Annotated in this window: 1 pseudogene; it reads left to right on the forward strand. The window is 62.7% G+C overall.

Annotated features, from left to right (window positions below):
- Nucleotides 1-39: 39 nt before the first annotated feature.
- A pseudogene (locus WDW90_RS39465) lies at nt 40-271 on the forward strand (MFS transporter); the annotation flags it as partial.

The raw sequence follows: 271 nt of genomic DNA on the forward strand, positions 1-271 counted from the left end.
CGAGCACCGGCAGAGCATCATTGAGGCGACCGATAACAAATGAGCACCGAACCCTCTCCCGTTGAACCAGGCGGGAGCGGGAACAGCCGGCGAGCCGTCATCTCGGCCCTTGGTGTCGTGCAAATCCTCTCGTGGGGATCGTCATTCTACCTTCTGGGTGTCTTAGCCGCTCCGGTGACGGTAGACACGGGTTGGTCGCTCGCCTGGGTGTTCGGTGGCCTGACAGTCGGCTTGTTGATCGCCGGCTTGGTGTCGCCGAGTGTCGGCCGGA

It is taken from the genome of Methylobacterium nigriterrae, assembly GCF_037106235.1.
Lineage (GTDB): Bacteria > Pseudomonadota > Alphaproteobacteria > Rhizobiales > Beijerinckiaceae > Methylobacterium > Methylobacterium nigriterrae.